A 25,149-nucleotide genomic window follows, 5' to 3' on the forward strand; every position below is an offset into this window, starting at 1 on the left:
TGTCATTCGGAGGGATTCGGATGGAACTTGTCCTTCAGCGCGCCCCAGCAGGCGGCGTAGTTCGCGTCGAGCGCGCCGCCGTTGAGCGCCCACTCGGACGGCCGGAAGCGCCAGCGGCTCTCGAACATGAAGGCCAGCGTGTGATCGAGTTTCTGCGGTGTCAGTGTGCGCGTGCTGGCGGCCTCGAAGGCCTCGGCGTCGGGGCCGTGCGGCACCAGGCAGTTGTGCAGGCTCGCGCCGCCGGGACGGAAGCCTTCGGGCTTGGCGTCGTACTGGCCGTAGATCAGGCCCATGAACTCGCTCATCACGTTGCGGTGGTACCAGGGCGGACGGAAGGTGTCCTCCTGCACCAGCCAGCGCGGCGGGAAGATCACGAAGTCGCAGTTGGCCGTGCCGGGCGTGTCGCTGGGCGAGGTGAGCACGGTGAAGATCGACGGATCGGGATGATCGAAGCTGATCGAGCCGATCGTCATGAAGTCCTTGGTGTCGTACTTCAGCGGCGTGAGGTTGCCGTGCCAGGCGACGACGTTGAACGGCGTCACCGCCTGCGCGTTGCGCCACAGCGCGCCGCCGGTCTTGCGGATGACTTCGTACGGCGCGCCGTCGGGTTCATGCGCCGCGACGGGTGCGAGGAAGTCGCGCGGGTTGGCCAGGCCGTTGGAGCCGATGGGGCCGAGTTCAGGCAGCCGGAAGGCCGCGCCGTAGTTCTCGCAGACGTAGCCGCGGGCGTTGGCATCCGGGCCGTCGAGGGCCTCGACGCGGAAGTTCACACCGCGCGGGATCAACGCGATCTCGCCGGGTACGACGTCCAGCAGGCCCATCTCGGTCGTGAGCCGGAGCCCGCCTTCCTGCGGAACGATCAGCATCTCGCCGTCGGCGTTCATCAGCGCGCGGCGGGTCATCGGGCGGTTGAACGCGTAGATCAGCGATGCCATGCCGACCTGCGCGTCGGGATCGCCGTTGCTGACGATGGTCTTGATGCTGTCGACGAAGTCGACACCCGCCGCATTCGCTTGGGTCTCGGGCATCGGGAACGGATGCCAGCGCAACGGGTCCGGCGGCGCCGCGACGCCGCCTGCCGCACCGCTGGTCCAGAACGGCTGTTCGTAGGCATGGAACGCGCCCGTCACGACGGAAGGCTGGCGGCGATACAGCCAGGTGCGGCGGTTCTCCACGCGCGGGGCGGTGAAGGCGCTGCCCGACAGCAACTCCGGATAGAGATCCATCGGCGCGCGCTGCGGGCTGTTGCGGCCCTTGGGCAAGGCGCCGGGAACGGACTCGGTCTCGAACTGGTTGCCGAAGCCGCTCTGATAGTTCAGCGCGCTCGGCGCCGTGCCGGTCGCCTCGGGCGAACGGAGAGTCTCTGGTGCGTTCATGCTTGTCCTCGTGGGGAAGCGTCGCCCGGGGTGGGGGCATCGATGGAAGCTGGGTGAACTGGAGAAACCGGAGGAACCGGATTGGCGCGGGCCGCCGCGGACAGCGCGTCGAGCAGCACATCCTGCCGGCCGATGTGATTGGCGAGCAGCAGGATCAGGCGCGCGTTGAAGGCATGGCTGGCGTCGACGTCCAGCCCATGATGCGCGCTCAGCAGCGCTTCGTAGAAATCGTCGCCGGCGTCGAAGTTAGGAGCGGTGATCAGCGGCATGCGGCGGGCTCCTCGAAGGGCGTGTCGTGGCCAAGCGCACGGCGCATCGCCGCCTCGATCGCTTCCCCCGTCGGCATCTTGCGCCAACGCGCGCAGACGTGCTGGTCAGGGCGCAGCAACACCACCGCGCCCGGGGCAGCGTCGTAGCGCTTTCGCACCAGCCCCTGTGCGTCGAGCGCATCGTCGATGTGGAGCGTGAGCATCGCGTGGAGCCCGGACTCCGCGTCGCCAGGCGCGGGCTCTCCACGGGGCATGGGGGATCCCTCCTGGACCCCCAAGCCCCATTCCGGCCCCACCCGCACCCGTTGACCCCGACTCCCTTCGTCGGCCTGGGCGAACACCATCACTGTGAATCGGCCCGGCTGCATCTGGCGCAACAGCCAGTCATCGCGGCCGTCGACGGCGATCGGTGCGTCCGCAGCGGGCATGCCGTACTGCACCGTCGGCACCGAGAGCCGTCCGCTGTTGACCAGCCGGCGTGCAAAGTCGAAATCCTTGGCGAGCGTCAAGGTCGCGTCGCGGAACATCCGGCTGATGTCGCTCTTCGGCGTGATGAAGTCCGTCGAGCGCGTCGAGTTCAGGATGTTCTCGTCAGCGGCGATCTCTCGCTCGCGCGCATACGTGTCGAGGAGCGCATCCGGCGCGCGCCCCTGCACGACCGCCGCCAGCTTCCATGCGAGGTTGTCCGCGTCCTGAATGCCGGAGTTGGCGCCTCGTGCGCCAAACGGGGACACGCCATGCGCCGCGTCGCCCGCGAACAGGATGCGGCCGTGGCGGAAGCGGTCCATGCGCATGCAGGCGAAGGTGTAGACGCTCGCCCAGACCAGCTCGATCTCGGGCACCGCGCCGTCGCCACCCGCGGCGATCGACGCTGCGTTCATCAGCGTGCGCACGCGCGGCAGGATGCGCGCGGGCTGCTTCTCGAGTTCAGGATCGGCCTCCCAGCCAAGCTGGAAGTCGATGCGCCAGACGCCGTCGGGCTGCCGGTGCAGCAGCACGCTCTGACCCGGATGGAAGGGCGGATCGAACCAGAACCAGCGCTCGGCGGGGAAGGGCGCGTTCATGCGCACGTCGGCGATGAGGAATCGGTCCTTGAACGTGCGGCCATGGCTCTCCTCACCGATCAGCTTGCGCATCGTCGATCGCGATCCGTCGCAGGCGACGACGTGATCGGCGAGCAGCGTGTACGGACCCTCAGGCGTTTCGATCTCGAGCGCGACGTGATCGTCATGCTGCGTCAGTCCGGTCACGCCGTGATGCCAGCGCAGATCGACCAGCGGGAGTTCGAGTGCGCGCTCGACGAGAAATCCTTCGACGTAGTACTGCTGCAGGTTGACGAAGGCCGGCCGCTGGTGGCCGGACTCGGCGAGCAGGTTGAACTGGTAGACCTGCTCGTCGCGGAAGAACACGCGGCCGACGCCCCAGGACACGCCCTTGTCCACCAGCCGCTGACCGCAGCCGAGGCGGTCGAGGATCTCCAGCGTCCGCTTCGCGAAGCACAACGCGCGCGAGCCGACGGAGAGCCGCCCATCGTTGTTGAGCAGCACCACGGGCACACCCTGCAGCGCGAGGTCGATCGCCGCCGTGAGCCCGACAGGACCGGCACCGACGACGACCACCGGATGGCGAGCGACCTGGCCGCGCTGATGCGCATCCTGGTCCGCGCTGCGGCGGTAGGGATAGACGATGCGCTGGTAGTCGACGGCGGTATCCATCGCGTGCTCGCGGGTCGTTGAGGCAGCGCTGGCGTTCAGCCTTCGAGCGTCTGCCACATCTCCTGGTCGCGCTGCGCGGTCCAGATGCGCGGATCGCGGAACTGGGTGACCTCGTCATAGCAGCGCGTGACGTCGAAGGGCATGCAGTGGTCGAAGATGACCCAGTGGCCGTACTTCTGCTTCATCACGGCGTAGGTGTCCTTGTAGACGGCGTTGAGCTCCTTGCCCGCGGCGACGCCTGCCTTCACGGAGGCGTGCAGGTCGGCGATGAAGCTGCGCGTCCCGGCCAGCCCTTGCGCGACGGACTCAGGCGTCGTCAACGCGGCGCCGCGTCCAGGCACCAGCGCGTCGGGCTTGAGCGCGGCCAGGTTGTCGAGCGTCTGCGGCCACTCGCTGAAGTACGCGTCGCCGGCATATGGCGTGGCGTCGAATTCCACGAGATCGCCGGAGAACAGGATCTTCTGCTCCGGCAGCCACGCGACGGTGTCGCCCTTCGTATGCCCGCGGCCGAGCTGCAGCAGCTGCACTTCGAGCTTGCCGAGCCACACGCTCATCGCGCCCTGGAAGGTGATGGTGGGCCAGGTGAGTCCTGCGGGCACCGATTCGACATTGCGGAACAGCCGCGGGAAGCGGCCGATCTCGCTGGCCTTGTCCTGCTCGCCGCGCTCGACGATGAGGTCGTAGGTATCGCGGCTCGCGATGATGTGCTCGGGCTCATACGCCGACGCACCCAGCACCCGCACCGCGTGGTAGTGGCTCATCACGACGTACTTGATGGGCTTGTCGGTGACCTCGCGGATGCGACGGATCACGTCCTGCGCCATCACGGGCGTGGCTTGCGTGTCGATGACCATCACCGCGTCGTCGCCAATGATGATGCCGGTGTTGGGGTCGCCCTCGGCCGTATAGGCATAGGCGTTGTCGCTGAGCTTGACGAAGGAGACCTGCTTCTCCTCGACGTCGGCGTGGCTGGCGAACTGCTTGGTCATGGCGTGTCCCGGGCGTTGGCTGAGGGGGAAGGATGGGGGAAGGCGGGTGCTGAATGAATTCAGCAAAACGGAATTCGTTTGTTGGATGCAAATATAGCCGTGTCGCTGAATTCGTTCAACAATAGCGAAATGACCATGCCAGACATCGCCGACGACGTGCCGGACGCCAACGATCGCGAGGAGCCCAATGACCGGGAGGACCGCGAGGACCGACGCGGCATCCAGAGCATCGAAGTGGGCGGCCGGCTGCTGAAGGCCGCGGCGGCGCGCGGCCAGCCGCTGCCGCTGAAGGCCCTGTCGCAGGCGGCCGAGATGAGCCCGGCAAAGGCGCATCCCTACCTGGTGAGCTTCTGCAAGCTCGGGCTGATGCGGCAGGACGCGGCGACGGGCTACTACGGTCTGGGCCCGTTGGCGATGGAAATGGGTCTGATCGGCATGCAGCAGATCGACCCGATCCGCCTGGCGACGGCGCGTCTGGAGGCGCTGGCCGAGGAGATCGGCCACACGGTGGCGATCGCGGTGTGGGGCTCGCAGGGCGCGACGATCGTGCGCACGGCGGCGTCGCCGGCGGCGGTGCACGTGACGATGCGGCACGGGACGGTGGTGTCGCTGTCGGACACCGCGTCGGGGCCGCTGTTCGCGGCCTACCGGCCGGAGGCGGAGATCAAGGCGATGCTCGCGGAAGCGCGGCGCAAGGGGCCTGCGGATCTGGCGCGCGTGGGGCCGCACGACCGGCCGCGCGAGTTGCCGACGTGGACGGCGTTCTCAGCGACCTTGGCGGAGATCCGCGGCCGGGTGCTGCACCGCTCGGTGGGCGGCATCGTCGAAGGCGTCAGCGCGCTGGCCGTGCCGGTTTTCGACAGCGATGCGCAGATGGCGCTGGCTCTGACGGCGATCGGGCCGTCGGGGGCGTTCGATGCGGAATGGGAGGGCGCCGTGGCGCGTGGGCTCACCGGCGCGGCGACGGCGTTGATGCGGGAGATCGGTGGACGCTTTCCTGGCTGAGGCTTGATCTGCACACGACGTGTGCGAGGCGTCCCGCCGCAGCGGCAGGTCCGCTTCAAGCTGACTGCTGCAGTTCAACCCTGGAAATTTGCAGCCTGTCGGCGAGAAGTGGGTTCCGGTCTGCGGATCGGGCAGAGTGCCGGCACCATTGATTCACCGCGCAGCCTCTGCGTCGCACCATGGACCTTCCCGGAATGAAACAAGGCGCGGCCGTGTCGTCTTCGAGCCTCTCGCCGTGGGTTCAGCGTTTCGGCGCATCAACTGCAGGGACCTGGCTCGCCGCCCTGCTGTTCATCGCGCTCCCCTTCATCGCGGCAAACATCTTCACGAAGCTGTTCATGCCTGACCCCGGCCTGCGAGAGTGGCGCAATCTGATCAAGGCGCTGGTCCTCGTCGCCGGGTACTGGGCTTACGTCCGTTGGTGGGAACGACGACCCGTGCGGGAGATTTCCGCTTCAGGGGCTGGCGCCGAAGTTCTTGCCGGCTTGCTGCTGGGTGGCCTGCTCTTCTCCTGCGTGGTGGCCCTACTGGCCGGCCTGGGCGCGTATTCGCTGGAAACAGTCGGAACGCTCGGCGACCTTGGCGCAGTGCTGGTAAGCATGGTTCCGAAAATTGCAGCCGGTGCGTTGATCGAGGAGTTGCTGTTCCGGCTCGTGCTGCTGCGACTGCTGGAGCGTTCCTTCGGCATCGCCTGGGCGCTGGCGATTTCCAGCCTCGTCTTTGGTCTGGCCCACTTGGGCAATGCGGGAGCGACGCCACTGATCGGCGTACTGCTCGGGTTGGAACTCGGTCTGCTGTTCGGGGCAGCCTACCTGCTGACCCGGCGCATCTGGATGTGCACCGCGCTGCACTTCGCCTGGAACTTCGTGCAGGGGGCCGTGTTCTCCATCGCGGTCTCCGGTCAGTCGGGGGAATCCTGGCTCCACGGCACGCTGACTGGCCCCGCCTGGCTGTCCGGTGGTGCCTTCGGCGCCGAAGGCTCCGTGGTGGCGGTCGTTCTCTGCCTGGCCATGACAGGCGTCCTGCTGAGGCTCGCGTATCGGCGCGGCCGATTCATCCGACGTGCTGAAGGATGTTGACGAGCGTCCCGACGGGATCTCGCACGTAGAAGCGTCGAACGCCCCATGGTTCGATGACAGGGCCGTACTCGACGGGGATGTCAGCCTCATGGACCCTGCGGAGCGCTTCTTCGAGATCATCGACTTCAATGGATAGCGTCGGCACCGGCGTCCCGGCGCCACCCTCGGTGGCGATGCTCAGTTGCACCGTCATCGTCTGGTCGCCCGAATAGGTCCGTATCCAGCCGTGGTCCATCGCGAGTTCCAGTCCGAGCACGTGACGATAGAAGTCTTCCACGACGGACGGTTCGCGTGCGGCGATGTTGGCGACGATGCGTTTGACCTGCATGGGTTGCTCGTGTCTGGTCACTGTTGCGGTGAAGCGGGCACCTCACCGAGCGCAGTCGTCCACCCCGCCGCGGAGTGCGTCCAGATCTGCCGCGAAGGCCGCAACTGATCCCGCTCCTCCAGACACCCGAGACGGATCACCGCATGCGTCGGGTTCTCCGCCGCAGCGCCATAGAGCGCAGTCCCACAGTCCGGACAGAACACCTGCGCGCGCCGGTTCCCGCTCTGCGCGACCTTCACGTAGGTCCTGGGCGAGCCCGAGATCTCGAAGGTTTCCATCTGCGCCGAGATGACCGCGCGGTAAGGCGCGCCGGACAGGATCTGGCAGTCGTCGCAATGGCACACCACGACCTGCGTCGGATCGACGTCGCCGGTGAACTTGATGGCGCCGCAGTGGCAGGAACCGTGGACTTTCATGACGGGGGGATCTTGAAGCTGAAGCAGCAGGCAGTCTAGATCTCGCCTCAGCCACACGCGTGAAGGTGGTGTCGAGGATCTGAGTCACACCGACGACTGAAGCAGGCAGCTCTCCCGCGCGGTCCTTGCGCTGCAAGCAGGCAAGTCCTGACGCCACCCACCGGCGGACCGAAGTTCGACGCCCCCGATGTGGCGTCCCCGCCGCGCGCCTCTCCCTCCGAGGGGTGTCCCCCCATCGGAGTCGAGCGCTGCCGAGGCGCGTCGCCCCACAATTCGAATCGAGGAGAAAAACATGGCTCTCATTCGCGCCTGGTTGGTGCTCATCGTGTTGTGGCTGGCCTGTCTGGGCCTGGTGGTCTGGGTGCGTTCCATGACGCGCAGACAGGCCGTGGTCTGGTTCCAGGTCGCCCGTTGGGCCGCCTGCGGCGCGGTGCTCGCGCTGGGGCTGGCGGCGCTCACGATCTATCTGTTTTGAGGAGAAAAACATGACCAACAAGATTCACGAGGGTCCGTCGCGCTCATCGCGTTCTTCGCGCCTGTCGCTGGCCGTCATCGCCGTGGCCGCGCTGCTCGCCGGCTGCACCCGCATCGAGACCGGCGAGGTCGGCCTGCGCGTGGGCATCGACAAGCAGATCAGCGGCGCCGAGCTGCTGCCCGGCAGCTTCAACCAGACGCTGTTCGGCGACGTGCTGACCTTCCCGGTGCGCGACATCGCCGTGCTGCTCGAGAACAAGCAGCCGCTGACGTCCGACAACAGCACCTTGAAGGACTTCGACATGACGCTGGTCTACTCGATCAATCCGTCGGCGGTGTCGGACCTCTGGACCACCAAGAGCCGCAGCTTCCATGCCTTCAGCCGCGACGACCGCGACTGGATCCTGATGCACGGCTACATGACCACGGTGACCAACAACGCCGCCTACAAGGCCGTGCGCGAATACAAGGCCCTGTCCGTCGCCGACAACCGCCAGAAGATCGAGTCCGAGATCAAGCGCATCGTGACGGAGACGCTGGCTTCCGAGGGACTGGGAACGGCGCTGTCGGTCTCGCTGGTGCAGGTGCGCAGCGTCATGCCGGCGGACGACATCATCGCGTCCGCCAACGCGGTGGTGACGGCGCAGAACGCGCTGCGCGCCAAGGAGATCGAGGTGGAGACGGCCAAGAAGGAAGCCGAGCGGATCGCCGCGCTGAACACCAACAGCAAGGCGATCGAGTACATGAACGCGCAGGCCCAGCTCAAGATCGCCGAGGGCGTCGCCGCCGGCAAGGTGCAGACGATCGTGGTGCCCTATGACTTCAAGGGCATCGTGAACGCCAATCCGCGCTGAGTCGGCGCCGCCGGCACGAAGCGGCGTGTCCCTCTCTCCAGGGGGACTTAGCGGAAACGCTAGTGTCACGGCCCCGGTGCAGGGGCAAGCTGGTGGCGGCGTCGGGAATGCCGGCACACGGCTCGTTCGCCACCAGGAGAGTGACCATGACCGCTCTTGCCGATGGCAGCGCGCGGGCGACGATCCTGGCTGTCGACGACAGCCCGGACAACCTCGTGCTGATCAACGCCCTGCTGAAGGACCGCTACCTGATCAAGGCGGCGACGAACGGCGACCTGGCGCTGCGGATCGCCCGGTCCAGCCCGCCGCCCGACCTGATCCTGCTGGACGTGATGATGCCGGACACCTCCGGTCACGAGGTGGCGCGCCAGCTGAAGGCGGAGGCCGCCACCCGGGCGATCCCGATCATCTTCCTCACGTCCCGGTCCGCCGAGGACGACGAGGCCTTCGGCTTCGAACTGGGCGTCGAGGACTACATCTCCAAGCCGATACGCCCCGGCGTGCTGCGGGCGCGTGTCGAGACGCAGCTCAAGGTGAAGGCCGCCGCGTCCTTCCTGCGCGACCAGAACCAGTACCTGGAGCAGGAGGTGGAGCGCCGCACCCGACAGGTCGTCGCCATCCAGGACGTGACCATCCAGGCCATGGCCTCGCTGGCGGAGACGCGGGACAACGAGACCGGCAATCACATCCGTCGCACCCAGCACTACGTGCGCTGCCTGGCGCTGGCCTTGCGCGAGCATCCGCGCTTCCGCGAGTTCCTCACCGAGGTCCACGTCGAGGCGCTCTTCAAGTCCGCGCCGCTGCATGACATCGGCAAAATCGGCATCCCGGACCGCATCCTGCTCAAGCCCGGCCGCCTGACCGCGGAGGAGTTCGAGGTCATGAAGACGCACACGACGCTCGGCCGCGAGGCGATCGAGCAGGCGGAACAGCGGCTGGGCACCTCGGTCGAGTTCCTGCGCTTCGCCAAGGAGATCGCCTACGGCCATCAGGAGAAGTGGAACGGCAGCGGTTATCCGCTGGGCCTGGCCGGCGACGCCATCCCCATCTCGGCGCGCCTGATGGCCGTGGCCGACGTCTATGACGCGCTGATCAGCCGCCGCGTGTACAAGGAGCCGATGCCGCACGCGCAGGCGGCGGCGATCATCCGCGAAGGCCGCGGCGCGCACTTCGATCCCGACATCGTCGACGCCTTCGATCGCTGCGAGGCGGAGTTCCAGGACATCGCCGCGCGCTTCGTCGACAGCGACGAGGACCTCTCGCACAAGGCCGAGGCGATGGTCCTCAGCCTCGGGTCTCAACCCTGAGCGAGCGCCTGCGCCTCGAGCTGTGCCTTCAGGCCTTCTGGCAACTTCAACTGGCGGGCCAGTTCGTCGAGATAGGCGCGTTCCATGGAGCTGGTCTCATCGACCATCAGCAGGCTCGCGAGGTACATCTCGGCGGCGATCTCCGGCGTCGTGGCGGCCTGAGCGACCGCGGCCGGATCGAGCGGGCGGCGCAGCGCGTCCTCCTGCCAGCGCTGCAGCTCGGGATCGTCCGCCACGCGGCTGAGCGCCTGCTCGATCAGCTCGCGCTCGCGGTCGTCGAGATGGCCGTCGGCCTTGGCGGCCGCGATCATCGCCAGCAGCACGGCGCGGCTGTGTTCCTCGGCCTCGTCCTGCGGGACGCGGTCCAGCGTGCGCGGCTCCGCCGTCAGGCTGGCCTGCGGCGACGAGGTCGAACCGGGCCCCTGCGTCTGACCCTGCGTCTGGCCCTGCGCCTGCCCTGGGGCCTGTCCTTGCGCCTGCTGCTGCGCCTGCCAGGCGGAGTAGGCCTTGTAGGCCATCAGCCCGAGGGCGGCGATGCTGCCGTACTTCAGCGCCTTGCCGCCGTAGCTGCGTCCGCGCTTGCTGCCGAGCAGGGCGCCCAGGACGCCCGCCACACCGGCGCCCGCGCCGATCTTTCCGAGCCCGCCCAGGTTGCCCAGGCCGCCCAGGTTGCCGAGATTCCCGAGGTTGCCGAGATTGCCCAGCCCCCCAAGGCCGCCGAGTCCACCCAGCCCACCCGAGCCACTCTGGCCCGGTGCGCCGCCGCGCCCCTCCAGCAGGTCGCGACCCGATCTCAGCAGTTGATCCAGAAGTCCATGCGCACTCATCGCCAGCCCCTTTCAACACGGTGGAAGAGTCTGGCAGTTGAGGGCACCGGAGGGCATCCCCAAGTCCGATCGACCTGTCGATGGCGTCGGTCGGGCCGGCTTGTTCGGTGGCAAGGTCGGTGTTAGCGACGCCGCAGCAGGGCGGGCCGGTTCACTTCGGCGCGCAGATCAGGTGCACGCCGCCAGGCAGATCGAGCGCCGCGTACGACAACACTCTGGGCTGGGACAGTCCCAGGCCGGCGCCCGTGCCATCGGCCCGGGCGACGGAGTAGACGACGTTGGCCGATCCGCCTTTCGGGTCGATGGTCAAGGTCTCCCCGGAGGCGCTGTCGGCCTGGCTGAAGCTGTTCGATCCGGCCTGGAGCGTCTTGCCATCGAACGCGAACGAGAGGCTCTGCGACTCGAATTTCCCGATCTGCGTGCAGGTCATCGGGGTGGCGGGGACCTGCAGATGTTTGGCCGCGATCGCCCACGCGCCCTGGGTGGCGAGCGCGGGCGGCTGGCTGCCGACGCAGAGGTTGCTGGTGGTGAGCTGGGAATCGCCGTCGACGGCTTTGGTCTCGTCGGTGACGGTCGCGCTCAAGGAGCCCCCCTTCAACTGGCCGAGGCCCGCCACGTACTTGCGGTTGCCCTGGGGCAGTTCATAGATGTCGGTGCCGAACGCGAAGGTCTTTTCGCTGCGGTTGCTCGTGAACACCACCGTCGCGCCGGGCTCCTTGACGTAGTCGAGGGATCCCTTGCCCCAGCTGATGACGCCGCCTGCGCCGTACTGCATCGGCGAGCCCGAATTCGGGGCGGGCATCTCCTGACCCTTCATGCTGCCGCAGGCTTCGGACGCCGTGGACACGACCTGCGCCGCGACATCGACCTTGACGGCGTGCGTGAACGCCGCGGCCTTGGCATCGTCGGACGAGGCGTCGCGCTGAGGGGCTTCCGCGGGACTGGCCGAAGGCGCGGACGTCGGTGGCGGGTCCTTGGCTTCGGCGGCGTCGTTGGATTTCGAGCAGGCCGTCAGGGCTGCGAGGCAAGCGAGCGCGAGAACGGTGTGGCGCATGGAAGTCCCGGCAAGGGCCGCGTGTGTGGCTGTGCGGACGATTCTAGGAGCCGCCCCGGCGACGGTCCGCATGACGTTGGTCGTGCGGCGGGGGGCAGTCCGTCATCCAACGACCGGCGCCGGCACCAGCGAAAACATGTGCGCATCCCATGCCTTGCCGTCGACGCCACGGATGCGGTTGCGCAGCAATCCCTCGTAGTGCGCACCGCAGCGGCGCGCCACGGCGAGGCTGGGTTCGTTGCCGTCGGCGACCACGATCTCCACGCGCATCAGCTGGAGCTTCGCAAACGCATGCCGGCTGAGCGCGCGCACCGCCGACGAGGCCGCGCCCTGGCCCTCCCACGACGAGCGCACCCAGTAGCCGAGGTTGCAGAACGGATGCACCGCATGCAGCGAGTTCAGTCCGCCGCCGCCGACGAAGTCGCCGGTCTCGCGGTCGAAGATGCCGAACTCGTAGCTGGTGCCGCTCTGCCAGCCGCTTGCGCAATGGGCCAGCCACTCGGCGCCTTCGGCGGCGGAGAAGTCCGCGTGCGCCCATTTCATCCAGCGGCCGATGGACGCATGCGACTCGCGCACCGCCGCGACGAAGTCCGGCAGGTCCGCCGGACGGTAGGGCCTCAGCATGAAGCGGCCTTCGATCAGCTCGATGCGCGGCGCGCCCGGTGCGACCGCGGCGCCGTCGTCCCACACCTCGCCGGCGAGCTGCTTCGCGCAGGCCAGCATCGAACGGTTGTAGCGCGTCAGTCGCGGTGCGAGCGCGGCCAGCGCGAGTCCGGCCGCCTCGTTCCCTCGTCCTTGCGCGGCGTAGGTGAGCGCCAGGATCGCGCGCGCCTCGTCATGCAACGGGCGGTCGTGGCCCGGCTGCATGTGATGCGCGAGCTCGCCGACCAGAAGCGCTTCGCTCTCGTCGAATCGCTTCAGCCAGCGCAGCGTGCTGCCGAGCTGGATGACCGCACGCGTGCGGCGGTAGGGATCGAGCGCACCGGTCTCGAGCGCCGCGCGGTAGAGCGGCTCGGCATCGGCTTCCAGGCCGGCGGTGTCCCGCGCGCAGGCGCGTTCGAAGAGGGCGCGCGCATCGTCGTCGGGACGCTCGGCGGCGAGCGCGTCGATCTCGTCGACGATCTGCGCGCCGGTGAGGTCCGGCGCGCGCCGCCAGACGTCATCGATGCGCAGGGTCCAGGCGACGTCGAGCGGAGCAGGTGCGGTCATCGGGACAGTCTAGCGACTGCCCCCCAAGGTGCTGGAAGTCTGCAGCACGATCATCGCGATCGTGGCCGCGGCCATCGCCGCCGTGGCCAGCCAGCCGAGCACGCGCCACAGCGGCGGCATGCGCATCTCGCCGACGATCCGGCGGTGCGACGCCGCCACCATCACCGCGATCATGATCGGCACCGAGATCACCGCGTTGATGACGGCCGACCAGTACAGCGCCTTGATCGGATTGAAGCCCGAGAGGCTGACCGCGAGACCGATCAGCATCGCGCCGCTGAGGATCGCGTAGAACACCTTGGCGGACTGCGCCGGCCGGTCCAGCCCGCGCCGCACGCCCGCGAGCGTGGCGACCGCGTAGGCCGCCGATCCCGCGAGCACCGGCAGCGCGAGGAAGCCCGTGCCCACGATGCCGGCCGCGAAGAGCACGAAGGCGAAATCGCCCGCGATCGGCTTGAGCGCCTGCGCGGCCTGTGCGGTGGTCTCGATGTCGCGCACGCCGTGCGCATGCAGCGCGGCGGCGGTCGCGACGATCATGAAGAACGCGATCGTGTTGGAGAAGCCCATGCCCACCAGCGTGTCCGTGCGCAATCGGCGGAACTGGCTCTGCGCCTGTTCGGGCGCGACGCTCAGCGGGCGGTCGGCGGCGATGCGGCGGATCTCCTCGGCCTCCTGGCTGGCCTGCCAGAAGAACAGGTAGGGGCTGATCGTCGTGCCGAGGATCGCGACGACCGTGGTCGTGTATTCGCGATCCCAATGCATTTTCGGAAGCACCAGCGATTTCAGCGCGAGCACCCAGTCCGCCTGCGCCGCGAAGCCGACGCCGACGTAGGCGAGCAGCGTCAGCGTCAGCCACTTGAGCAGCTTCACGTAGCGCTCGTAGGGCAGCCAGATCTGCAGCAGCAGCGAGAGCAGCGCCATCACGACGACGAACGCGCCGGGCGGCCCGCCGACGGCCAGGTGCATCGCGTCGCCCATCGCGCTGAGGTCGGCGCCGAGGTTGATCACGTTGGCGACGACCAGCAGCGAGACCAGCGCGAAGACCAGCCAGCGCGGGCAGAGCTTGGAGAAGTTCTCGGTGAGCCCCTTGCCGGTGATGCGGCCGATGCGCGCGCTGGCGAGCTGGATGCCGACCATCAGCGGGAAGGTGACGAGGATCGTCCAGCCGACGCTGTAGCCGTACTGCGCTCCGGCCTGCGAGTAGGTCGCGATGCCGCTCGGATCGTCGTCGGCCGCGCCGGTGATCAGGCCGGGGCCGAGCTTGGTCCACCAGGGCGAGCTGGGGGGCGCTTTCCCGGAAGACGCGTCGGCATCGGCATCGGCATCGGCGTCCGCGTCAGCGTCAGCGTCAGCGTCGGGGAGCGCCGCCATCACATCTTCGGCTGGCCGTTGGAGGCCATCACGCCGCCGTCGACGGGCAGGTTCACGCCGTTGACGAAGCGCGCGTCGTCGCTGGCCAGGAAGGCCACGACGGCGGCGATGTCGGCGGGTTCCGCGGGGCGGCCCAGCGGCAGGCGCTCCATGAAGCGGGCGACAAGGTCCTTGTCCTCCAGCATCTCCTCCGTCATGCCGGTACGCGTGAGGGAAGGCGCGACCGCGTTGACGCGCACGCCCTTGCCGCCGAAGTCCAGCGCGAGCGAGCGCGTGAGGTTCACGACGCCGCCCTTGGCCGCGTTGTAGGCACACATCTGCCAATCGCCGGAGAGGCCGGAGACGGACGCGGTGTTGACGATGCAGCCCTTGCGCTTGAGCAGCTCCGGCATCGCCGCGCGGCAGCCGTGGAAGACGCCGCTGAGATTGATGGCGAGGGTCTCGTTCCAATCGTCCAGCGAGACGGTGAGGGCGTCGCCTTCCGTCCCAATCCCGGCGTTGTTGACGATCACATCGAGCCCGCCGAAGCGCTTCACCGCCGCGGCGACCAGGGACTCGACGTCCGCGAACTTCGAGACATCGGCCACCTGCGCCAGGGTGCGATCCTGCGGCAGCTGCTTCGCCACCTGCTGGAGCTTGTCCTCATGTCGCGCGCAGATCACGACATTCGCGCCCTCCTGCGAGAAGCGCTCGGCGACGCCTCGCCCGATGCCGGACGACGCGCCGGTGACGATGACGGTCTTGCCCTTGAATCGTTCCATGCCGGACTCCTTAGGATTGCCGAAGGAGAGGCAAGGCGAGTGCCCGCTCGAAAAGCGCAGATCGAACGATCCGGCCGCTGCCGTCTTAACGCTCGAACACCACGCCCTTCACCGGCAGCGCCGGCGCTTCCCACGCGTAGGCGGGATGCAGCACGTTGCGCTCGTCGTTCATGCCGGACCAGCGGAGCTGCATCAGCTCGGCCAGCGTCCAGCCGGCCCAGTCCGCGCGGAACGGCCGTGAGGCGGTCGACGCATCGAAGCCCGATCCGCTGCGCCACAGCAGCGCGGGGATGCGGTAGCCCGACGCCGTGCCCGGGCTGTGGCCCGCGTGGTCGAGGCTGTGGCCGACCTCCTGTCCGTGGTCCGACAGGAACATCCACGCGCCGCGCCCGCCCGCCGGCAGGTGACTACGCGTGAGCCGCAGCGTCTGCGCGACGATGCGGTCGTGATAGTGGATGGCCGAGTCGTAGTCCTGCCGGAACTCGCGCACCCAGGCGGCGCGGCCGTCGCGCGCCATCGCGGTGTCCACGGCGTCGCCGTCGTCATCGTCGAACGGATGCTCGCCCGGCGGCATGCGCAGCCGGTAATGCGGATGCGCGCCCAGCAGATGCACGACCACCAGCTTGCGCGGCGCGGGATCGGACAGCGCCTGTTCGACCTCGTCCAGCAGGTCCTCGTCCAGCGAGCCCGACGATCGCCCCGGCTGCCGGTTGATCATCTCCACCACGTCGGCCAGCCGCGCATGCTGCTGGTCGACGGCGACGTCGTCATGGTTGCTCACCCACCAGACCTTGTAGCCCGCGCGCTTCGCCAGCGCGATCAGATGCTGCGTGCGGCCGGCGGGGTCGTCCTCGTCGCGCTCGCCGAAGCTGAACAGCCCGCTCAGCGACGCGACCGTCGTCGCCTGCGTCGACCAGGCGTGGCGCAGCGTCAGCAGCCGCGCGCTTTCCTCGTCGCGCAGCGCGATCAGCTCCGGCGTCGTCGGCCGCGCGTAGCCGTAGAGGCTCATGTTGTCGCGATTCACGCTCTCGCCCAGCACGAGCACCACCGTCGCCGGAGCGCCCGTCGCCGTCTCGGGAGACGCGTCGCCCGCGTTGCGCATCAACTGCTCGCGCTGGACCTGCTGGTCGGCCCAGTTCGCGCGCAGGTCCGCGACCTGCTGTGTCCAGGCCGGCCAGAACAGCAACGGGTGATGACGGCGCCAGGGCTTGCTCAGGTGGGCGAGGGCGCAGACGGCCAGCAGCACGAGCAGCGCGATGCGCGCGCCGCGCGAGAGCGCCGCATCGCGGGTCACGCGCGTGGCGAGCGTGATCGCGACGCCGGTGAGGGCGAGCATCCCGAGCAACGCGGCCACGGCCGCGGCCATCGCGGGCGCTTGCGAGGTGAGGTACTCGAGCGACTCGCGCGGTGTGGTGTTCGCCGCGGCGGCGAGCACGAGCGAGCTGTCCGGCGCAGCCTGGTACTGGCTCTGCAGAAACGCGCGCACCGCGCCATCGACGAGGAATGCGGAGATCACGACGAAGGCCGCGACCCAGCGCACCCGACGCCACGCGAGGCGTTCGATCGGCCACGGCAGCCACAGCAGCACGGGGAGGGCGAGCAACGCGACCTGCGCCGCACGGCGGCTCTCGTGGCCGGCCAGCACCGCGCCGGCACAGGCGAGCGCGAGCAGGCCCAGGGCGCCCCAGCGCAACAGCGCGGGGCGCTTTAAAAGGGAATCGGACATCAGACCGGAGGAGGGAGCGAAGGCGCGCAGTCTACGCACCCGCTCACAACATCGGTCTCAGCACCTTCCAGACGTTGTCCAGCATCACCGGATGCGCCTTGGCCAGCGGATGGATGCGGTCGCCCTGGAACCACTCGGCCATGTCCGGCCGGTCGGCCACGCCGGCCAGCAGGAAGGGCTGCAGCGGCACCTTCTCCTCCTGCGCGACGGTCTTGAAGCTGCCCTCGAAATCCCGTGCGTAGCTCGCGCCCATGTTGGGCGGGATCTGCATGCCGATCAGCAGCACCTTCGCGCCCGCGTCCTTGCCGGCCTGCACCATCGCCTTCAGGTTCTCGCGGGTCATCTTCAGCGGCAGGCCGCGCAGCGCGTCGTTGCCGCCGAGCTCGATGATCAGGTGCGTCGGACGATGCTGCTTGAGCAGCGCCGGCAGCCGCGAGCGGCCACCCGAGGTGGTGTCGCCGCTGATGCTGGCGTTGATCACCTCGGCGCCCAGCTTCTGCGCCTTCAGCCGCTGGTCCAGCAGCGCCACCCAGCCGCTGCCGCGGGCCAGGCCGTACTCGGCGGAGAGACTGTCGCCCAGCACGACGATGCGGCGCGGGGCCGCACCCGCAGCCGCCGCACCGCCTTCGGTGCGGCCTTGCGCCGCGACAGGTCCGGCCAGGACCCCCGCCGCGGCGAGGGTCGCGAGACTGGCGCTACAGTGCATCATCCATTCACGGCGGCGCATCTGCGGTTGATTCATGGTTCAGAACATCCTCGAAGTCGATCACGTCAGCAAGTCGGTCCAGGATGCCGACGGCGTGCTGACCATTCTGCATGACATCAATTTCCAGCTGCAGGCGCGGGAGTCCGTCGCCATCGTCGGCGCCTCGGGCTCCGGCAAGAGCACGCTGCTGTCCATCCTCGCGGGCCTGGACACGCCTTCCGAAGGCACGGTGCGCCTGAGGGGCCAGGACATGTTCACGCTCGACGAGGACGGCCGGGCCGCGCTGCGTGGAGAGCATCTGGGGTTCGTGTTCCAGAGTTTCCAGCTGCTGTCGCATCTGACGGCGCTGGAGAACGTCATGCTGCCGCTGGAACTGCGCGGCGAGCGCGATGCGCGGGCGCAAGCCAGGCTCATGCTGGAACGCGTCGGGCTGGGACAGCGGCTGTCGCACTATCCGCGCGTGCTGTCGGGCGGCGAGCAGCAGCGCGTCGCGCTCGCCCGCGCCTTCGTGCAGCAACCGGCGCTGCTGCTGGCCGATGAGCCGACCGGCAGCCTCGACTACGCCACCGGCGAGCAGGTCATGGCGCTGATGTTCGAGTTGAATCGGGAACTCGGAACGACGCTGGTCATGGTCACCCACGATCAGACCATCGCGGCCCGCTGCGAGCGGCAGCTGAAGATCTCCGCCGGGCACCTGCAGGACATCACGATGGCGGATCTGCCGGCCTGAGCTTCAGACCCGGGCTGCGCGCTCGCGCAGCCGCCTTCTGCGCTCGTAGCGGATCACGGCCCACCAGCCGATGTAGACGATCACGTAGAGCGCCAGACCCAGGATGACGCCCGCGAGCGGCAGGCCCACCAGCAAGGGCGCGCCCAGCTCCGAGAGCCATTGGCTCAAGGCATGCCACCAGCTCGTCGGATCGCTCCAGTTGAGCGCGAGTTCCTTGGGCGCGGAGATCGGGCCGTGGATGCCTAGCACCTGGCGGCCCAGGAAGATCGCCAGCGTCCAGATCGGCACCAGCGTCAAGGGATTCGTCAGCCAGGTCGCGGCGATCGCGGCAGCGACGTTGGCGCGGCATGCGATCGCGACCACGGCCGCCAGCAGCATCTGCGTCGGCAGGGGGATGACGCCCACGGCCAGCCCCAGTCCGGCGCCCAGCGCGACGCGGCGGCGATGCGCCACCCACAGCCAGGGCCGCTCCCGCAGGTAGAGGCCCAGCCACTTCAGTCCGCGGGTCTGTTCCAGGGATTCAGGCGAGGGCAGCAGTCGGCGGGCAAGTCGGGAAGCCGTCATTGGGGGCGTCAGGTGGGGCGTAGCGGAAGCTTCAGATGTGAAAAGCCCGCGCGGCTGACCTGCAGCGGCGCGGGCTCTGAACAGTACAGCAAAGACTGTTCGGATCGGCGATCAGTTCGCGGAGAACTTGAAGTCGGTCTTGGCCTTGGAACGCAGTTCTTCCTGGAAGTCCGCGACCTTCTGCTGCTGCATGCGCTGGACGATCTGACCCTTGACGTCGTCGAAGGCCGGGAACTGCGCCTGACGCGTTTCTTCCAGCTTGATGATGTGATAGCCGAACTGCGACTTCACCGGCTCCTGCGTCATCTCGCCGGCCTTCAGCTTGCCCAGGGCAGCGCTGAACTCAGGCACGTAGGCGTCCGGCGCGGACCAGCCCAGGTCGCCGCCGTTCTGGGCGGAACCGGTGTCCTTGGAATTCTTGGTCGCGAGGTCCTCGAACTTGGCGCCGCCGTTGAGCTGTTTGACCAGCGCCTTGGCGTCTTCTTCCTTCTCCACCAGGATGTGGCGGGCGTGGAATTCGGTGCCCGAGGCCTGCGCCTTGAACTTGTCGTATTCGGCCTTGGCGTCGGCGTCGGTGACCGGAGTCTTCTTCGCGTAGTCGGCGAACAGCTCACGGATCAGCAGCGACTGGCGCGCCAGTTCCATCTGGTTCTTGTAGTCGTCGGTCTTGTTCAGGCCGCGCTTCTCGGCTTCCTGCAGGAAGATCTCGCGCAGGACGACCTCTTCCTTGACCTTGGCTTCCATCTCCGGGCTGCGCGGCTGGCCACCCTTGGTGATCTGGCTGATCAGCACGTCGGCGCGGGCCTTCGGCACGGGCTTGCCGTTCACGATCGCGATGTTCTGGGCCAGGGCCGGCAGGGCCACGGCGCCGATGACCGCCACGGTGGCGGCGAGCACAAACTTCTTCATGATGGGTAAAGGGCCTTTCGACTCTCGGATGAGCGTGATCGCTCCAAAACAAAGCGCCGACTGGCGGCGCTGCTAGAGACCTGGTTTCTGCTGTTCGTCGGGCGCGCGCGCATCGATGGCGAGCGCGTGGATGCCCTTCTGCATCAGATCGGCGAGGGCATCATATACGAGCCGATGCCGATGCACCCTGGGTAAACCGGCAAAGCGCGCGCTCACGATTTCGAGGTAGTAATGGCCTCCCTCGCGTGCGCCGGCATGCCCCGCGTGATGCGCGCTGTCGTCCCTCAGGCGCAGCACCACGGGCGACAGCGCCGCCCTCAGGCGGGCCTCGATCTCGACCGAGGGCGTGGCCGCCGGATTCGGCGCCGAGGCCGATGCCGACGGGGGATTCGCGCCGGTGCCGTCGCCGCTCACGGCTTGGGCTCCTCGGCGGCGGCCTCGGTCTCATGCGGCAGATGCCGGCTCATGTAGACGCCCTGGCCCAGCGTGAACAGCAGGATCAGGCCGGTCGATCCGAAGGCCTTGAAGTTGGCCCAGGCCTCGGTGCTGAAGGCGTAAGCGACGTAAAGATTGGCAAAACCCATCAGTCCGAAGAAGACCACCCAGGCCCAGTTGAGCCGTGTCCATGCGGCATCGGGCAGCGGCAGCTCGGCGCCCAGCATCTTGCGCAGCAGGTTCTTGCCGAGGAAGACGTGGCTGATGAAGAAGGCCGCGGAGAACGCCCAATAGAGCATCGTCGGCTTCCACTTGATGAAGGTCTCGTTGTGGAAGTAGACGGTGGCCGCACCGAGCGTGACCACCAGCCCCAGGCTGATCCACAGCATCAGGTCGACCTTGCGGCCGCGCAGCTTCAGGAAGAGCACCTGCGCGATGGTCGCCAGCATCACGACGAGGGTCGCCAGCAGCACCGGCGCCTCGGTCGGACCGACCTTGCCGCCGGACACCAGGAAACCGAGGTGCTCGGTGGCGAAGGCCGCTGCCCAGTCCGGCTGCCCGTCGGCGTACTTGAACGTGACGAAGAACAGCAGGAGCGGCAGGAAATCGAGCAGGAGCTTCATTCGGGAATCAGTACGGCTAGGCGCTCAGCGCTGGGGCTCGAAGTCTATCGCGGCGGAATTGATGCAGAACCGCTCGCCCGTCGGGTCCGGGCCATCGGGAAAGACGTGGCCCAGGTGGGTGCCGCAGTTGTTGCAGCGCACCTCGACGCGGACCATCCCGTGCGTCGAGTCGACGACGCGCTCCACGACCTCGGCGTTGATCGGTTCGTAATAGCTGGGCCAGCCGCAGCCGGCGTCGAACTTGGTGTCGGCCTGGAACAGCGGCGTGCCGCAGCCCACGCAGTTGTAGCGGCCGGCTTCCCAGTGGTCCCAGTACTTGCCGGTGAAGGAGCGCTCCGTCGCGGCGTGGCGGGCGACCTGGTACTGCGTCGGGTCCAGCTGCTCGCGCCATTCGGCGTCCGTCTTCTTGACGGGGTAGTCGGTGTCGCGGTCGCGGTCCTGGTCGGTCGCGCCTTGGATGAACTTGTCGTTGCGGCTCATGATGAACAGGAAACCTCCAGCGTTTGCGCCCAGTCGGGCGGGAAACCGGCGTCGGACGCGAGCGCAGGCTCGTCGAACGGACGTCGCAGCACGTCGAGCAGCCGGCGCACCTCGCTGAAGTCGCCGGCCTCGGCCCGTTGGATCGCCGTCTCGGCCAGGTGGTTCCTAAGCACCACCGCCGGATTGACCGCGTTCATCCGTCGGGCACGGGTCTCAAGTGAGTCCGCCGGCTCGATCTTCAAGCGCGCCGCGTACCGCGTCGCCCAGGCGTCGAAGCCGGCCCGGTCCAGGAACAGGTCCCGAAGCGCCGCATTCGCGGGCGCGTCCAGCGCCTGCGTCGGATCGATGCCGGCCAGCCGGCGGTGCGCGATCGTGTAGTCGGTGTGATGCGCGGCGAGCAGCCGCAGCCAGTCGTCGATCAGCGGGCCGTCCTCGCCGCGCTCGTCGACCTCGGCGTTGAGGCCGAGCTTCGCGCGCATCGCACCGAGCAGCGCGGCGCCGAAGCGCTCGCGGTAGATCTCGAGCGACTCGATGAGCTCGTCGCCGGCGGCTTCCGCATCCGTCTCGACGTTGGGCATCAACGGCAGCAGCGCCTGCGCCAGCGCATGCAGGTTCCAGAACGCGACCTGCGGCTGCCGCGCGAAGGCGTAGCGGCCCTGATGGTCCGAGTGGTTGCAGATGTGGCCCGGATCGAAACCGTCCATGAAGCCGAACGGGCCGTAGTCGATGGTCAGGCCCAGCATCGACATGTTGTCGGTGTTCATCACGCCGTGCATGAAGCCGACGGCCTGCCACTGCGCGACGAGCTCCGCCGTCTGTGCGGCGACTTTCGACAGCGCGGCGGTCACCGGATTCGGCGCGTCGGCGCACTCCGGCGCATGGTGGCGGACGAAGAACTCGAACAGCTCGCGCGTGCGGGCTTCCATGCCGTGATGCGTGAAGTGCTCGAAGTGGCCGAAGCGCAGGAAGCTCGGGGCGACGCGCGTGACGATGGCGCCGGACTCGACGCGCTCGCGCTGCACCTTCAGCGAGGTCGAGCCGGTGATCGCGAGCGCGCGTGTCGTCGGGATGCCCAGCGCGGCCATGGCTTCGGAGCAGAGGAACTCGCGGATCGACGAGCGCAGCACCGCACGGCCGTCGCCGCGACGCGAGTAGGGCGTCAGCCCGGCGCCCTTGAGCTGGAGTTCGAAGTGTCCGTTCGGGCCATCGACGCCGCCCAGCAGCAGCGCGCGTCCGTCACCCAGCTGTCCGGCCCAGACGCCGAATTGATGGCCGCTGTACACGGTGGCCAGGGGCTTCATGCCGGCGAGGCGGGTGTTGCCGCTGAAGGCGTCCAGCGCGGCGGGGCGCGTCCACCAGTCCTCGGGCCAGCCGAGCAGGGCGGCGCAATCCGGGCTGGTCGCGACCCAATGGGGATCGGGCAGTCCGGTGCCGGGGAGTTCGGTGAAGAAGTCGGGACCGAGAGTCGCGAAGCGATGGGTCCAGCGCTCAGGCTCGGCGCCTGGGAAGTCCGCGTGGAGAGCCGCGTTGGAAGGCGCATTCATCACGCCAGTTTACCGAGCCCCTCATGGCCCTGCGGCCCACGGGGTACCCCGAAAAAGCGAAAGGCCCGCAGTGAGGGAGTCTCACTGGGGCCGGAGTGGTGCTGGGGGTTCCCGGAGGGATGCCCCCTGCGCCGCGGAGAGCCCGCGCTTGGCGAAGCGCAGGCGCTCGGGAGCGTCAGCCGAGCTTGAAGCTCGACACCGTATCGACCAACTGCGCCGACTGGTCCTTGAGGGACTCGGCGGCCGCGGCCGACTGCTCAACGAGCGCTGCATTCTGCTGCGTCATCTGGTCGAGCTGGCGCACCGCCTGCCCGATTTCCCCGAGGGTCAGCGACTGCGCCGCGCTGGAGGCCGAGATCTCGCCGATGACGCGGGTGACGCGTTCGACGCTGGTGACGATCTCGCGCATGGTGGCGCCGGTTTCGCCGACCAGGCGGGAGCCGCCGTCCACGCGTTCGACCGAGGCCGAGATCAGCGACTTGATCTCCTTGGCGGCTTCCGCGCTGCGCTGGGCCAGCGAGCGGACTTCGCTGGCGACGACCGCGAAGCCGCGGCCCTGTTCGCCGGCGCGGGCCGCTTCCACCGCGGCGTTCAGCGCCAGGATGTTGGTCTGGAAGGCGATGCCGTCGATGACGCCGATGATGTCGGCGATCTTGTTGGACGACTGCTGGATCTCGTTCATCGTCGCGACGACCTGCTCGACCATCGCGCCGCCGCGGCCGGCGACCTGCGAGGCCGTCTGCGCCAGGCCGTCCGCTTCACGCGCCGATTCGGCGTTGAGCTTCACGCCTTCGCCGAGCTGCGCCATCGCGGCGCCGGTCTCTTCGAGGCTGCTGGCCGCCTGCTCGGTGCGGTTGGACAGGTCGGCGTTGCCGGTCGCGATCTCGGAGGACGCATGGCGGACCTGGTCGGCGGACGAGCGCACGCTGGCGATGGTGCTCGCCAGGCGCTGCTGCATCTCCTGCAGCGAGCGGCGCAGCGCGGCGACCTCGTCGGTGCCCTCCACGTCGGCGCCGCGGCGGCTCAGGTCGCCGTTGGCGATGGCCTGGCTCAGCGACTGCGCCTCGGCCAGCGGCTCGGTCACCGAGCGCGTGATCACCAGCGCGATGCCCACGCCCAGCACGATCGCGACCGTCATCAGCGCGATGACCAGGTTGCGGGTGCTCTCGGCCTCGGCCTGCGCTTCCTGGCGCGCGGCCTGCAGCAGGTCGCGGGTGTGCTCGGCGAACTTGTCGATCGCCGCCAGGTAGTCGTTCATCGCCGGGATCAACTGCGATGCGGCGATCGGCTTGATGTCTCCGCCACCGTCCTTCACCTTGATGGCCGCCTCGCGGGCGTCCTGGTACTTCTTGCGGGCCGCGCCGATCTCGTCGATCAGCTTGTTGCCCACCGGTTCGGTGATGCTCTCGTCGAGTTCCTTCTGGATCTTGTCGATCCGCGCCGACAGCTCCTTCGACCGCGAGGTGAAGGCCTTGACGAAGTTCTCGTCCTCGACGACCAGCTGCACGATGCGACGCTGGATGTTGCCCTCGGTCAGGCCCGACCACTGGCGGGAGATCTCCAGCGTGTGCATGTCGACCTCGACCAGGCGCTCGATGCGCTGGTGGAGCATGGACACGCGGACCACGCCCACCGCGGAGGCCACGGCCATCAGCACGATCACCAGCGCGAAGCCGGCCAGCACGCGGCTACGGAGCCGCCAACGATTGAGATTCAGCATTTCGGGTGTCCTTCTTCTTCGCGGCAGACCGGACCCGGAGGGCCGCTGGCCGTGAGGCCGGTCGTGTCAGCATTGGAATGTTTGATACGCGGACGGGATGCTGCCTGTCGAAGGTGAAAACTGATCGGTCGATATGCGGGGTCGCCCGTGAACAAAAGCGCGGAAGGCGTTTTCGTGAACCCGCGTGTGGGTTAATCGCCTCAGCCTGGCCCCCGCTTGTGCGAGATGCGGTCAGATTTTGGACCCCGAAGGCTGCCCTGAGCCGGGCCCGGGCGGCGGCGGAACGTCGAACAGGTTGATCGCCTGCGGCTGGTTCACCACCAGGTCCGAGCGCGCGCAGGCGACGCAGGGGAGGATCCAGCCTTCGTCCTTTTCCTCGCGCGACAGCCCGGGCCAGTCGATGCGGTAGACGACGCTGCCGGACACCAGCTTCGCGATGCAGGCGCGGCAGGTGCCGTTGCGGCAGGAATGCGGCAGGCGCAGGCCGTGGTCGAGTGCGGCCAGCAGCAGCGTCTCGTTCTCGGGCGCGTCGAAGCGCCAGCCCTGGGGATGGAGTTCGACGGCGTGGACGCCAGGTGCGGCCGGAGCGGCCGGGGCGGGGAGGGAAGGCGCGCCGGAGTCCTCGGCGGCGTCATGGGCGTGATCCATGGTCGCCATCATGCCGTGCGCTAAGCTCAC

Annotated in this window: 27 protein-coding genes; 6 read left to right on the top strand and 21 right to left on the bottom strand. The window is 68.3% G+C overall.

What is annotated here, in order from left to right; translation table 11 throughout:
• Positions 1 to 2: 2 nt before the first annotated feature.
• From hmgA to ABE85_RS00310, 4 genes are read right to left on the bottom strand one after another with little or no spacing between them, the layout of a single operon-like run.
• On the bottom strand, positions 3 to 1,376 hold the full coding sequence (hmgA, locus tag ABE85_RS00295) for a homogentisate 1,2-dioxygenase (RefSeq protein ID WP_067269046.1): 1,374 nt from the start codon (positions 1,374 to 1,376) through the stop codon (positions 3 to 5).
• The gene (locus tag ABE85_RS00300) at positions 1,373 to 1,645 is read right to left on the bottom strand and encodes a DUF2783 domain-containing protein (RefSeq protein WP_067269048.1); all 273 of its coding nucleotides are present in this window, start codon (positions 1,643 to 1,645) and stop codon (positions 1,373 to 1,375) included. The genes hmgA and ABE85_RS00300 overlap by 4 nt, the downstream gene beginning before the upstream one ends.
• Positions 1,636 to 3,360, bottom strand: a complete 1,725-nt coding sequence (locus tag ABE85_RS00305) for an FAD-dependent oxidoreductase (RefSeq protein WP_067269050.1) — start codon at positions 3,358 to 3,360, stop codon at positions 1,636 to 1,638. Before ABE85_RS00305 ends, ABE85_RS00300 begins: the two co-directional genes overlap by 10 nt.
• A 35-nt stretch (positions 3,361 to 3,395) precedes the next feature.
• Positions 3,396 to 4,349, bottom strand: coding sequence for an MBL fold metallo-hydrolase (locus tag ABE85_RS00310; RefSeq protein ID WP_067269051.1), 954 nt, complete (start codon positions 4,347 to 4,349; stop codon positions 3,396 to 3,398).
• Between the two features lie 129 nt (positions 4,350 to 4,478).
• Here ABE85_RS00310 and ABE85_RS00315 point away from each other — a divergent pair, with 129 nt between their 5' ends.
• Positions 4,479 to 5,354, top strand: coding sequence for an IclR family transcriptional regulator (locus tag ABE85_RS00315; RefSeq protein WP_231993191.1), 876 nt, complete (start codon positions 4,479 to 4,481; stop codon positions 5,352 to 5,354).
• A 194-nt stretch (positions 5,355 to 5,548) separates the two neighbouring features.
• Positions 5,549 to 6,433 carry a CPBP family intramembrane glutamic endopeptidase gene (locus tag ABE85_RS00320; RefSeq protein ID WP_067269053.1) on the top strand — a complete coding sequence of 295 codons (885 nt, stop codon included), beginning with the start codon at positions 5,549 to 5,551 and terminating at the stop codon, positions 6,431 to 6,433.
• Here the strand turns inward: ABE85_RS00320 and ABE85_RS00325 are convergent.
• Together ABE85_RS00325 and ABE85_RS00330 are read right to left on the bottom strand one after the other, a co-directional pair.
• Positions 6,408 to 6,761, bottom strand: a complete 354-nt coding sequence (locus ABE85_RS00325; RefSeq protein WP_067269055.1) for a VOC family protein — start codon at positions 6,759 to 6,761, stop codon at positions 6,408 to 6,410. The genes ABE85_RS00320 and ABE85_RS00325 overlap by 26 nt on opposite strands.
• 17 nt (positions 6,762 to 6,778) lie before the next feature.
• The gene (locus ABE85_RS00330; protein ID WP_067269057.1) at positions 6,779 to 7,177 is read right to left on the bottom strand and encodes a GFA family protein; all 399 of its coding nucleotides are present in this window, start codon (positions 7,175 to 7,177) and stop codon (positions 6,779 to 6,781) included.
• Between the two features lie 292 nt (positions 7,178 to 7,469).
• Between ABE85_RS00330 and ABE85_RS00335 the strand changes: the two genes are divergently transcribed.
• The 3 genes from ABE85_RS00335 to ABE85_RS00345 all read left to right on the top strand — a co-directional run bounded on the left by ABE85_RS00335 (position 7,470) and on the right by ABE85_RS00345 (position 9,812).
• Positions 7,470 to 7,652 carry a hypothetical protein gene (locus tag ABE85_RS00335; RefSeq protein WP_067269059.1) on the top strand — a complete coding sequence of 61 codons (183 nt, stop codon included), beginning with the start codon at positions 7,470 to 7,472 and terminating at the stop codon, positions 7,650 to 7,652.
• Between the two features lie 10 nt (positions 7,653 to 7,662).
• On the top strand, positions 7,663 to 8,505 hold the full coding sequence (locus ABE85_RS00340; protein ID WP_067269062.1) for an SPFH domain-containing protein: 843 nt from the start codon (positions 7,663 to 7,665) through the stop codon (positions 8,503 to 8,505).
• Positions 8,506 to 8,651: 146 nt separating this feature from the next.
• Positions 8,652 to 9,812, top strand: coding sequence for an HD-GYP domain-containing protein (locus ABE85_RS00345; RefSeq protein WP_067269064.1), 1,161 nt, complete (start codon positions 8,652 to 8,654; stop codon positions 9,810 to 9,812).
• Here the strand turns inward: ABE85_RS00345 and ABE85_RS00350 are convergent.
• The 7 genes from ABE85_RS00350 to ABE85_RS00380 all read right to left on the bottom strand — a co-directional run bounded on the left by ABE85_RS00350 (position 9,803) and on the right by ABE85_RS00380 (position 17,502).
• Positions 9,803 to 10,639: a tellurite resistance TerB family protein gene (locus ABE85_RS00350; protein ID WP_067269066.1), complete on the bottom strand. Its 837-nt coding sequence runs from the start codon at positions 10,637 to 10,639 to the stop codon at positions 9,803 to 9,805. The two genes, ABE85_RS00345 and ABE85_RS00350, sit on opposite strands and share 10 nt — an antisense overlap.
• Positions 10,640 to 10,790: 151 nt before the next feature.
• Positions 10,791 to 11,693: a hypothetical protein gene (locus ABE85_RS00355; protein ID WP_067269068.1), complete on the bottom strand. Its 903-nt coding sequence runs from the start codon at positions 11,691 to 11,693 to the stop codon at positions 10,791 to 10,793.
• Positions 11,694 to 11,795: 102 nt separating this feature from the next.
• Positions 11,796 to 12,902: a tetratricopeptide repeat protein gene (locus ABE85_RS27835; protein ID WP_197507156.1), complete on the bottom strand. Its 1,107-nt coding sequence runs from the start codon at positions 12,900 to 12,902 to the stop codon at positions 11,796 to 11,798.
• A 9-nt stretch (positions 12,903 to 12,911) separates the two neighbouring features.
• Entirely contained in the window at positions 12,912 to 14,273 is a 1,362-nt protein-coding gene (locus ABE85_RS00365; RefSeq protein WP_067269070.1) for an Nramp family divalent metal transporter, read from the bottom strand.
• Positions 14,273 to 15,034, bottom strand: coding sequence for an SDR family NAD(P)-dependent oxidoreductase (locus ABE85_RS00370; protein WP_067269072.1), 762 nt, complete (start codon positions 15,032 to 15,034; stop codon positions 14,273 to 14,275). The genes ABE85_RS00365 and ABE85_RS00370 overlap by 1 nt, the downstream gene beginning before the upstream one ends.
• 85 nt (positions 15,035 to 15,119) lie before the next feature.
• On the bottom strand, positions 15,120 to 16,760 hold the full coding sequence (locus tag ABE85_RS00375) for a phosphoethanolamine transferase (protein ID WP_067269074.1): 1,641 nt from the start codon (positions 16,758 to 16,760) through the stop codon (positions 15,120 to 15,122).
• A 43-nt stretch (positions 16,761 to 16,803) separates the two neighbouring features.
• On the bottom strand, positions 16,804 to 17,502 hold the full coding sequence (locus tag ABE85_RS00380) for an arylesterase (protein ID WP_231993192.1): 699 nt from the start codon (positions 17,500 to 17,502) through the stop codon (positions 16,804 to 16,806).
• On the opposite strand from ABE85_RS00380, the gene ABE85_RS00385 reads away from it, so the two are divergent.
• Complete coding sequence (locus ABE85_RS00385; protein ID WP_067269076.1) at positions 17,501 to 18,196, top strand: ABC transporter ATP-binding protein; 696 nt, start codon at positions 17,501 to 17,503, stop codon at positions 18,194 to 18,196. The genes ABE85_RS00380 and ABE85_RS00385 overlap by 2 nt on opposite strands.
• 3 nt (positions 18,197 to 18,199) lie before the next feature.
• On the opposite strand, the gene ABE85_RS00390 is transcribed toward ABE85_RS00385, so the two are convergent.
• The 8 genes from ABE85_RS00390 to ABE85_RS00425 form a co-directional block, all read right to left on the bottom strand.
• Positions 18,200 to 18,760, bottom strand: coding sequence for a DUF2062 domain-containing protein (locus ABE85_RS00390; RefSeq protein ID WP_067269078.1), 561 nt, complete (start codon positions 18,758 to 18,760; stop codon positions 18,200 to 18,202).
• A 111-nt stretch (positions 18,761 to 18,871) separates the two neighbouring features.
• Positions 18,872 to 19,669 carry a peptidylprolyl isomerase gene (locus ABE85_RS00395; protein WP_067269080.1) on the bottom strand — a complete coding sequence of 266 codons (798 nt, stop codon included), beginning with the start codon at positions 19,667 to 19,669 and terminating at the stop codon, positions 18,872 to 18,874.
• Positions 19,670 to 19,741: 72 nt separating this feature from the next.
• Entirely contained in the window at positions 19,742 to 20,002 is a 261-nt protein-coding gene (locus ABE85_RS00400; protein WP_067281532.1) for a BolA family transcriptional regulator, read from the bottom strand.
• 77 nt (positions 20,003 to 20,079) lie between these two features.
• The gene (locus ABE85_RS00405; RefSeq protein ID WP_067269082.1) at positions 20,080 to 20,727 is read right to left on the bottom strand and encodes a septation protein A; all 648 of its coding nucleotides are present in this window, start codon (positions 20,725 to 20,727) and stop codon (positions 20,080 to 20,082) included.
• A 24-nt stretch (positions 20,728 to 20,751) separates the two neighbouring features.
• Positions 20,752 to 21,207 (bottom strand): peptide-methionine (R)-S-oxide reductase MsrB, encoded by a 456-nt coding sequence (gene msrB, locus ABE85_RS00410; RefSeq protein WP_082938175.1) that lies wholly within the window; start codon positions 21,205 to 21,207, stop codon positions 20,752 to 20,754.
• Entirely contained in the window at positions 21,204 to 22,751 is a 1,548-nt protein-coding gene (locus ABE85_RS00415; protein ID WP_067269084.1) for a YdiU family protein, read from the bottom strand. The genes msrB and ABE85_RS00415 overlap by 4 nt, the downstream gene beginning before the upstream one ends.
• A 175-nt stretch (positions 22,752 to 22,926) precedes the next feature.
• The gene (locus ABE85_RS00420) at positions 22,927 to 24,471 is read right to left on the bottom strand and encodes a methyl-accepting chemotaxis protein (protein ID WP_067269086.1); all 1,545 of its coding nucleotides are present in this window, start codon (positions 24,469 to 24,471) and stop codon (positions 22,927 to 22,929) included.
• Between the two features lie 231 nt (positions 24,472 to 24,702).
• The gene (locus ABE85_RS00425; RefSeq protein ID WP_082938953.1) at positions 24,703 to 25,119 is read right to left on the bottom strand and encodes a 2Fe-2S iron-sulfur cluster-binding protein; all 417 of its coding nucleotides are present in this window, start codon (positions 25,117 to 25,119) and stop codon (positions 24,703 to 24,705) included.
• Between the last annotated feature and the right edge of the window lie 30 nt (positions 25,120 to 25,149).

Origin of the sequence: Mitsuaria sp. 7 (assembly GCF_001653795.1) — a bacterium.
Taxonomy (GTDB): domain Bacteria; phylum Pseudomonadota; class Gammaproteobacteria; order Burkholderiales; family Burkholderiaceae_C; genus Roseateles.

What these genes read in the sequence shown, in the direction of transcription:
- ABE85_RS00365 (WP_067269070.1), bottom strand. Translation starts at nt 14,273, where the DNA reads ATGGCGGCGCTCCCCGACGCTGACGCTGACGCTGACGCGGACGCCGAT.
- ABE85_RS27835 (WP_197507156.1), bottom strand. Translation starts at nt 12,902, where the DNA reads ATGACCGCACCTGCTCCGCTCGACGTCGCCTGGACCCTGCGCATCGAT.
- ABE85_RS00320 (WP_067269053.1), top strand. Translation starts at nt 5,549, where the DNA reads ATGAAACAAGGCGCGGCCGTGTCGTCTTCGAGCCTCTCGCCGTGGGTT.
- ABE85_RS00390 (WP_067269078.1), bottom strand. Translation starts at nt 18,760, where the DNA reads ATGACGGCTTCCCGACTTGCCCGCCGACTGCTGCCCTCGCCTGAATCC.
- ABE85_RS00355 (WP_067269068.1), bottom strand. Translation starts at nt 11,693, where the DNA reads ATGCGCCACACCGTTCTCGCGCTCGCTTGCCTCGCAGCCCTGACGGCC.
- ABE85_RS00330 (WP_067269057.1), bottom strand. Translation starts at nt 7,177, where the DNA reads ATGAAAGTCCACGGTTCCTGCCACTGCGGCGCCATCAAGTTCACCGGC.
- ABE85_RS00385 (WP_067269076.1), top strand. Translation starts at nt 17,501, where the DNA reads ATGGTTCAGAACATCCTCGAAGTCGATCACGTCAGCAAGTCGGTCCAG.
- ABE85_RS00420 (WP_067269086.1), bottom strand. Translation starts at nt 24,471, where the DNA reads ATGCTGAATCTCAATCGTTGGCGGCTCCGTAGCCGCGTGCTGGCCGGC.
- ABE85_RS00325 (WP_067269055.1), bottom strand. Translation starts at nt 6,761, where the DNA reads ATGCAGGTCAAACGCATCGTCGCCAACATCGCCGCACGCGAACCGTCC.
- ABE85_RS00315 (WP_231993191.1), top strand. Translation starts at nt 4,479, where the DNA reads ATGACCATGCCAGACATCGCCGACGACGTGCCGGACGCCAACGATCGC.
- ABE85_RS00370 (WP_067269072.1), bottom strand. Translation starts at nt 15,034, where the DNA reads ATGGAACGATTCAAGGGCAAGACCGTCATCGTCACCGGCGCGTCGTCC.
- ABE85_RS00415 (WP_067269084.1), bottom strand. Translation starts at nt 22,751, where the DNA reads ATGAATGCGCCTTCCAACGCGGCTCTCCACGCGGACTTCCCAGGCGCC.
- msrB (WP_082938175.1), bottom strand. Translation starts at nt 21,207, where the DNA reads ATGAGCCGCAACGACAAGTTCATCCAAGGCGCGACCGACCAGGACCGC.
- ABE85_RS00350 (WP_067269066.1), bottom strand. Translation starts at nt 10,639, where the DNA reads ATGAGTGCGCATGGACTTCTGGATCAACTGCTGAGATCGGGTCGCGAC.
- hmgA (WP_067269046.1), bottom strand. Translation starts at nt 1,376, where the DNA reads ATGAACGCACCAGAGACTCTCCGTTCGCCCGAGGCGACCGGCACGGCG.
- ABE85_RS00395 (WP_067269080.1), bottom strand. Translation starts at nt 19,669, where the DNA reads ATGAAGAAGTTTGTGCTCGCCGCCACCGTGGCGGTCATCGGCGCCGTG.
- ABE85_RS00375 (WP_067269074.1), bottom strand. Translation starts at nt 16,760, where the DNA reads ATGTCCGATTCCCTTTTAAAGCGCCCCGCGCTGTTGCGCTGGGGCGCC.
- ABE85_RS00380 (WP_231993192.1), bottom strand. Translation starts at nt 17,502, where the DNA reads ATGAATCAACCGCAGATGCGCCGCCGTGAATGGATGATGCACTGTAGC.
- ABE85_RS00425 (WP_082938953.1), bottom strand. Translation starts at nt 25,119, where the DNA reads ATGGATCACGCCCATGACGCCGCCGAGGACTCCGGCGCGCCTTCCCTC.
- ABE85_RS00335 (WP_067269059.1), top strand. Translation starts at nt 7,470, where the DNA reads ATGGCTCTCATTCGCGCCTGGTTGGTGCTCATCGTGTTGTGGCTGGCC.
- ABE85_RS00345 (WP_067269064.1), top strand. Translation starts at nt 8,652, where the DNA reads ATGACCGCTCTTGCCGATGGCAGCGCGCGGGCGACGATCCTGGCTGTC.
- ABE85_RS00405 (WP_067269082.1), bottom strand. Translation starts at nt 20,727, where the DNA reads ATGAAGCTCCTGCTCGATTTCCTGCCGCTCCTGCTGTTCTTCGTCACG.
- ABE85_RS00340 (WP_067269062.1), top strand. Translation starts at nt 7,663, where the DNA reads ATGACCAACAAGATTCACGAGGGTCCGTCGCGCTCATCGCGTTCTTCG.
- ABE85_RS00310 (WP_067269051.1), bottom strand. Translation starts at nt 4,349, where the DNA reads ATGACCAAGCAGTTCGCCAGCCACGCCGACGTCGAGGAGAAGCAGGTC.
- ABE85_RS00305 (WP_067269050.1), bottom strand. Translation starts at nt 3,360, where the DNA reads ATGGATACCGCCGTCGACTACCAGCGCATCGTCTATCCCTACCGCCGC.
- ABE85_RS00300 (WP_067269048.1), bottom strand. Translation starts at nt 1,645, where the DNA reads ATGCCGCTGATCACCGCTCCTAACTTCGACGCCGGCGACGATTTCTAC.